General features: G+C 69.3%; 4 protein-coding genes. 2 read left to right on the forward strand and 2 right to left on the reverse strand.

The window, feature by feature from the left end:
- Positions 1-145 precede the first annotated feature (145 nt).
- Entirely contained in the window at positions 146-1,471 is a 1,326-nt protein-coding gene (locus tag GWI24_RS36945; RefSeq protein ID WP_210950414.1) for a DUF2252 domain-containing protein, read from the reverse strand.
- A gap of 214 nt (positions 1,472-1,685) precedes the next feature.
- Here GWI24_RS36945 and dnaE point away from each other — a divergent pair, with 214 nt between their 5' ends.
- The gene (dnaE, locus tag GWI24_RS36950) at positions 1,686-5,231 is read left to right on the forward strand and encodes a DNA polymerase III subunit alpha (RefSeq protein WP_210950415.1); all 3,546 of its coding nucleotides are present in this window, start codon (positions 1,686-1,688) and stop codon (positions 5,229-5,231) included.
- Positions 5,232-5,410: 179 nt separating this feature from the next.
- Here dnaE and GWI24_RS36955 read toward each other — a convergent pair whose 3' ends face one another.
- Positions 5,411-5,593 carry a hypothetical protein gene (locus tag GWI24_RS36955; RefSeq protein WP_210950416.1) on the reverse strand — a complete coding sequence of 61 codons (183 nt, stop codon included), beginning with the start codon at positions 5,591-5,593 and terminating at the stop codon, positions 5,411-5,413.
- A 290-nt stretch (positions 5,594-5,883) separates the two neighbouring features.
- On the opposite strand from GWI24_RS36955, the gene GWI24_RS36960 reads away from it, so the two are divergent.
- Positions 5,884-7,200, forward strand: coding sequence for an NYN domain-containing protein (locus GWI24_RS36960; protein ID WP_210950417.1), 1,317 nt, complete (start codon positions 5,884-5,886; stop codon positions 7,198-7,200).
- The last annotated feature ends 151 nt before the right edge of the window (positions 7,201-7,351 follow it).

Below are 7,351 nucleotides of genomic sequence, written 5' to 3' on the forward strand. Positions count from 1 at the left end.
GGATTCTGCTGCGGGTCTCGCTCGCCCCCCGGCGGCTGCTGTCCAGGCCACATGACCGTTAACGATAGGGGGGCGAGCGCACCCCGGCCACGGCCGGGGTGGCGATCAACGGCCCTGGGGGTCGGGCGCCCCCCCAGGGAGGCGATCAGAGGCCGGGGATGCGGCCGTTGCGGAAGAGGTCCACGAAGATCTGGTGGTCGGCGCGGGCGCGGGCACCGTAAGAGTGCGCGAAGTCCACCAGGAGCTCGGCGAAGCCGTCCTCGTCGGCGGCGATCACCGCGTCGATGGCGCGCTCGGTGGAGAACGGCACCAGCGAGTGGCCGCTCTGGTCGTCCGCGGCCGCGTGCATGGTGGCCGTGGCCCGGCCCAGGTCGGCCACGACCGCCGCGATCTCGGCCGGGTCGTCGATGTCGGACCAGTCCAGGTCCACCGCGTACGGCGACACCTCGGCCACCAGCTGCCCCGCCCCGTCCAGCTCGGTCCAGCCCAGCCACGGGTCGGCGTGGGCCTGGAGCGCGCGCTGGGAGATCACCGTGCGGTGGCCCTCGTGGTGGAAGTACGACCGCACCCGCTCGTCGGTGATGTGCCGGGAGACCGCCGGGGTCTGCCCCTGCTTCATGTAGATCACCACATCGTTCTCCAGGGCGTCGCTGTTGCCCTCCAGAAGGATGTTGTACGAGGGGAGCCCGGCGCTGCCGATGCCGATGCCCCGGCGGCCCACCACGTCCTTGACGCGGTAGGAGTCAGGGCGCGAGAGACTGGACTCGGGGAGCGTCTCCAGATAGCCGTCGAAGGCGGCCAGGACCTTGTAGCGGGTGGCCGCGTCCAGCTCGATGGACCCGCCGCCGGCCGCGAAGCGGCGCTCGAAGTCGCGGATCTCGGTCATCGAGTCCAGCAGCCCGAAGCGGGTCAGCGAGCGGGCGTCGCGCAGCGCGTCCAGCAGCGGGCCCTCCGCGGTCTCCAGGGTGAAGGGCGGCACCTCGTCGTTCTTGGCGCCGGTGGCCAGGGCGTGGACGCGCTCGCGGTAGGCGCCGGCGTACGTCCGCACCAGCTCGGTGATCTTCTCGTCGCTGAGCGCCTTCGTGTAGCCGATGAGCGCCACGGAGGCGGCGAAGCGCTTGAGGTCCCAGGTGAAGGGGCCGACGTACGCCTCGTCGAAGTCGTTCACATTGAAGATCAGCCGGCCGTTGGCGTCCATGTAGGTGCCGAAGTTCTCGGCGTGGAGGTCGCCGTGGATCCACACCCGGCTGGTGCGGTCGTCCAGGTACGGTCCGCCGGAGCGCTCCCGCTCCACATCGGAATAGAACAGGCAGGCGGTGCCGCGGTAGAACGCGAACGCCGAGGCGGCCATCTTCCGGAACTTGACGCGGAAGGCGGCCGGGTCGGCGGCGAGCAGCTCGCCGAAGGCGGTGTCGAATACGGCGAGGATGTGCTCGCCGCGCTGTTCCGCCTGGGTCTGCTGGGTCGGCATCGCGGAACGCCTCCTGGGGCATGAGAGAGATGATCGGTGGGGCAGATACGACAGGGTATGTTCCGTCTCGCCGGGTGCGCGGGAAGACCGGATGACCCGTCGGGATCAACGCCTGAGGCTACTCGCGAGTGCCCGGCTCTTGTCAGTGCGGAGGGGTAACCTTCGGAGCTGTCTCGCCCTGCCGTCATCGATTGTTCGCCGGAGGTCTTCCACCGTGACCAAGCCGCCCTTCACGCACCTGCATGTCCATACCCAGTACTCGCTGCTGGACGGTGCGGCGCGGCTCAAGGACATGTTCAACGCGTGCAATGAGATGGGCATGACCCACATCGCCATGACCGACCATGGCAACCTCCACGGCGCGTACGACTTCTACCAGCAGGCGACGGGCGCGGGGATCACCCCGATCATCGGCATCGAGGCGTATGTGGCCCCCGAGTCGCGGCGCTACAAGCGGCGGGTGCAGTGGGGCCAGCCGCACCAGAAGCGCGATGACGTCTCCGGTTCCGGTGGTTACACCCACAAGACCATCTGGGCGTCGAACAAGACCGGTCTGCACAACCTCTTCCGGCTCTCCTCGGACGCCTATATGGAGGGCTACTTCGTCAAGTGGCCGCGGATGGACAAGGAGACCATCGCCCAGTGGTCCGAGGGCCTGATCGCCTCCACCGGCTGCCCCTCGGGCGAGCTCCAGACCCGGCTGCGGCTCGGCCAGTTCGACGAGGCCCTCAAGGCCGCCTCCGAGTACCAGGACATCTTCGGCAAGGACCGGTACTTCCTGGAGCTGATGGACCACGGCATCGAGATCGAGCGCCGGGTCCGGGACGGGCTGCTGGAGATCGGCAAGAAGCTGGACATCCCGCCGCTGGTCACCAATGACTCGCACTACACCTACTCCCGCGAGTCCGCGGCGCACGACGCGCTGCTGTGCGTCCAGACCGGCAAGAACCTCTCCGACCCGGACCGCTTCCGCTTCGACGGCACCGGCTACTACCTGAAGTCCACGGAGGAGATGTACGCCATCGACTCCTCGGACGCCTGGCAGGAGGGGTGCCGCAACACCCTCCTGGTGGCCGAGCAGATCGACAACACCGGCTGGTTCGAGAAGCGCGACCTGATGCCGCGGTTCGACGTGCCCGAGGGGTACACGGAGGTCACCTGGTTCCAGGAGGAGGTCCGCAAGGGGATGGCCCAGCGCTTCCCCGGCGGCGTCCCCGAGGACCGGCAGAAGCTCGCCGAGTACGAGATGGACGTCATCATCCAGATGGGGTTCCCGGGCTACTTCCTCGTGGTCGCGGACTTCATCATGTGGGCCAAGAACAACGGCATCGCGGTGGGCCCCGGCCGAGGCTCCGCGGCCGGTTCGATCGTCTCGTACGCCCTGGGCATCACCGACCTCGATCCGGTCGAGCACGGGCTGATCTTCGAGCGGTTCCTCAACCCCGAGCGCGTCTCCATGCCCGATGTCGACATCGACTTCGACGAGCGCAGGCGCGGTGAGGTCATCCGGTACGTGACCGAGAAATACGGTGCCGACAAGGTCGCCCAGATCGGCACCTACGGCACCATCAAGGCCAAGAACGCCATCAAGGACTCCGCCCGGGTGCTCGGCTATCCGTACGCGATGGGCGACCGCATCACCAAGGCCATGCCCGCCGATGTCCTCGGTAAGGGCATCCCGCTCTCCGGCATCACCGACGAGAAGCACCCCCGCTACAGCGAGGCGGGCGAGGTGCGCGGGATGTACGAGAACGAGCCGGATGTGAAGAAGGTCATCGACACCGCGCGCGGAATCGAGGGCCTGGTCCGGCAGATGGGCGTGCACGCGGCCGGCGTGATCATGTCCAGCGAGACGGTCACCGACCACGTGCCTGTCTTCTCGCCGAAGAACGACGGCCAGGTCGTGACCCAGTGGGACTACCCCACCTGTGAGTCGCTCGGCCTGCTGAAGATGGACTTCCTGGGCCTGCGCAACCTCACCATCATGGACGACGCCGTCAAGATGGTGCGCGCCAACAAGGGCATCGACCTGAAGCTGCTCGATCTGTCCCTGGACGACCCCAAGACCTTCGAACTGCTCTGCCGCGGTGACACCCTCGGCGTCTTCCAGTTCGACGGCGGCCCCATGCGCTCCCTGCTGCGCATGATGAAGCCCGACCACTTCGAGGACATTTCCGCCGTCTCGGCCCTCTACCGGCCGGGCCCGATGGGCATGAACTCGCACATCAACTACGCGCTGCGGAAGAACGGCCAGCAGGAGATCACCCCGATCCACCCCGAGCTGGAGGAGCCGCTCAAGGAGGTCCTGGGCATCACCTACGGCCTCATCGTGTACCAGGAGCAGGTGCAGAAGGCCGCCCAGGTGCTCGCGGGCTACTCGCTCGGACAGGCCGACCTGCTGCGCCGCGCGATGGGCAAGAAGAAGCAGGAGGTCCTCGACAAGGAGTTCGTGCCCTTCCAGAAGGGCTGCCGCGAGCGCGGCTACTCCGACGAGGCCATCCAGGCGGTGTGGGACGTCCTGGTCCCGTTCGCCGGATACGCGTTCAACAAGGCGCACTCCTCCGCGTACGGCCTGGTCACCTACTGGACCGCGTACCTCAAGGCCAACTACCCCGCCGAGTACATGGCGGCGTTGCTCACCTCGGTCCGCGACGACAAGGACAAGTCGGCGGTCTATCTGAACGAATGCCGCCGCATGGGCATCAAGGTGCTGCCGCCGAACGTCAATGAATCCGAGGCCAACTTCACCGCCCAGGGTGATGATGTGATCCTCTTCGGTCTCACGGCGGTCCGGAACGTTGGTCAGAACGTGGTGGAGGCGATCATCCGCGGCCGCAAGGCCAAGGGGAAGTACGCCTCGTTCCCGGACTACCTGGACAAGGTCGAGGCGGTCGTCTGCAACAAGCGCACCACCGAATCGCTGATCAAGGCGGGCGCCTTCGACGAGATGGGCCACACCCGTAAGGGGCTCACGGCGCACTACGAAGCCCTGATCGACAATGTGGTCGCCGTCAAGCGCAAGGAGGCCGAGGGGCAGTTCGATCTCTTCGGCGGCATGGGCGGCGACGGCGGGGACGGCGACGGGCCGGGCTTCGGGCTCGACGTCGAGTTCTCGGACGTCGAATGGGACAAGACCTATCTGCTGGCCCAGGAGCGGGAGATGCTGGGCCTGTATGTCTCCGACCATCCGCTGTTCGGCATCGAGCATGTGCTGAACGAGAAGGCGGATGCCGCGATCTCCGCGCTCACCGGCGGTGAGCACGCGGACGGCGCGATCGTCACCATCGGCGGCATCATCTCCGGCCTCCAGCGCAAGATGACCAAACAGGGCAACGCCTGGGCCATCGCCACCGTGGAGGACCTGGCCGGCTCCATCGAGTGCATGTTCTTCCCGGCCACCTATCAGCTGGTCTCCACCCAGCTGATCGAGGACGCGGTCGTCTTCGTCAAGGGGCGGCTGGACAAGCGCGAGGACGTGCCCCGGCTGGTCGCCATGGAGCTGATGGTTCCCGATCTGTCCGAGGCGGGCGCCAACGCGCCCGTGACGATCACCATTCCCACGGTCAAGGTCACCCCGCCGCTGGTCGAGAAGCTGGGCGAGGTGCTCACCCACCACCGTGGCTCCACCGAGGTGCGGATCAAGCTCCAGGGGGCGCGGAAGACCACCGTGCTGCGGCTCGACCGGCACCGCGTCACCGCCGACCCGGCGCTCTTCGGCGATCTCAAGGTGCTGTTGGGGGCGTCCTGCCTGGCCGGGTGACCGCCCGGCTCTGACGAAGGCAGCGGCCGCCCGGCTTTGACGAAGGCAGCGGCCGCCCGGCTCTGACGAAGGCAGCGGCCCGGCGAGAACGCACAAGGGGCGCGCCCGTGTCGGGCGCGCCCCTGGGGCCATGTCACACGGCCTGCCACCGCGGTGGCCCAGCGCCGGTGCGCGGTGCGTCAGTTGTGGCCGAAGCTCTTCTGCCGGTCCTTGCGCGGCGTCGAGGGGCTGCCCTCCGACCGCATCGCCTGCGACTGCGCGTCCATCGAGGACTGCTGGTCGGCGGGGCGGTCGGCCATGCCGCGCTCCTGACGCCGCTCCTGCTGCTGCTGCTTGCGATCGCGGTTCTTGTTCTTGCCCATGGTGGTGTTCCTCCAGTTGGGATCAGCCCCCCGGCGAAGAGCCCTCCGGGGAGAAGCCCTTCGGGAAGAACAGTGACATGCCGCGGTGACCCGTGCATTTCGGGCAATTACGGTGAGTGAGAAGGGGGGTCTTGGCGGGTAAGCCGTATCCGCCACGCCGGTGATCCAGTTCGGACTGATAACCCCCGCACGGTCGGGCAGACTCGAAGTAAAGCCGAAAGACCACATCCGGGGACGGCTGTGCGCGGGGGTCGACCGAGGACTGGATTCGTCAGGGAAGAGGGTGGAACGTGGACCGCTGCGTCGTCCTGGTGGACGCCGGGTACCTGCTGGGCGCCGCCGCGAGCCTGCTGGCCGGGGAGCCCGCCCGATCGCGCATCTCCGTCGACCACGCGACCCTCATCCAGGGGCTGCGGGAGCGGGCCGAGGCCGAGACCGAACGCCCGCTGCTGCGGATCTACTGGTTCGACGGCGCCCCCGACCGCGTACCCCAGCCCGAGCACCGGCGGCTGCGCGTGATGCCCCGGGTGACCGTGCGGCTCGGCGCGCTCACCCGCAGCGACGGCCGCTGGGCCCAGAAGGGCGTGGACGCCGCGATGCATGCCGAGCTCACCGAGCTCGCCCGCAACCGGGCCTGCTCCGACATCGTCCTCGTCACCGGCGACGGGGATCTGCTGCCCGGGCTGATGTCGGCCAAGGAGCACGGCGTCGCCGTCCACCTCTGGGCGGTGCAGGCCGCCGACGGCGACTACAACCAGTCCGAGGACCTCGTGGCCGAGGCCGATGAGCGGCGCGTCCTGGACCGCGTCTGGATCACCCGGGCGGTGCGCGCCAAGGAGCTTCCCGGGCCCTGTGCGCCCGTCTCCGAACCGCGCCCGGAGATCGCGGCCATTCTCTCCGCCCCGCTGCCGGAGACCGCCACGGCCGCCGCTGCCGCCGCGGCGGCAGCGGCGCCCGGCGCGGCGGAGGCGGCTCCCGGCCGCAACGGCGCCGCCCGGCCCGGCACCGACGTGAGCGGCCCGGCCGACGCCCCCGGCCGACCCGCCGCCGCGGCCGCCGAGGCGGGCGCGGATGTCGCGGCAGGGGCCGCGGCCAAGGGCGTGCCCACCCCCAAGGACCTCGCCGACCTGGGCCGCGGCCCCGCCGGGCCCGGCGGCCAGGCGGACCGGCAGCCGGCCGGTGCCACGCTGCGCTGGTCCTCCGACAAGGGCTGGGTCGACCGGGGCCCCGGCTCCGGGGTGGGGGAGCCGCCGGAGACCGCCAACCTCCCCATGCTGGCCCAGCTCACCAGCGCCGAGCAGCGCTGGGCCGACCGCGAGGAGGACATCACCGCGGTCAGCGGCGACCCGTTCGAGGTCGGTCAGGTCTTCGCCCGCCGCTGGACCGAACGGCTCGCCGATTCGGGCCATCTCCAGCAGCTCTCCACGGAGTACCCCCGCATCCCGCACCGCATCGACGGTGAACTGCTGCGCTACGCGGCCCGCTTCGGGCTGCTGGCCCACAAGGACGACCAGATCGACGAGCACGACCGCTATGCGATCCGGGCGGGCTTCTGGCGCGAGATCGACCTCCGCTCGGCGGCGGAGCACGCCCAGACCGGCGGCTAGGTGTGTTGTCCCGGCACGTTGGTGACGGGCGACGCGCCGTGAGGGGTGCTTGGGGGTGTCGGGCGGATTGTGACGCCTGCGGCGGGCTGCTCCCCTCCCCGCCCCTTCCCGAAACTGGGGCTTCGCCCCAGACCCCTGCGCCGGGGCTCCG

The organism is Streptomyces sp. MK37H, assembly GCF_018035285.1.
Classification (GTDB): domain Bacteria; phylum Actinomycetota; class Actinomycetes; order Streptomycetales; family Streptomycetaceae; genus Streptomyces; species Streptomyces endocoffeicus.

What these genes read in the sequence shown, in the direction of transcription:
- GWI24_RS36945 (WP_210950414.1), bottom strand. Translation starts at nt 1,471, where the DNA reads ATGCCGACCCAGCAGACCCAGGCGGAACAGCGCGGCGAGCACATCCTC.
- GWI24_RS36955 (WP_210950416.1), bottom strand. Translation starts at nt 5,593, where the DNA reads ATGGGCAAGAACAAGAACCGCGATCGCAAGCAGCAGCAGCAGGAGCGG.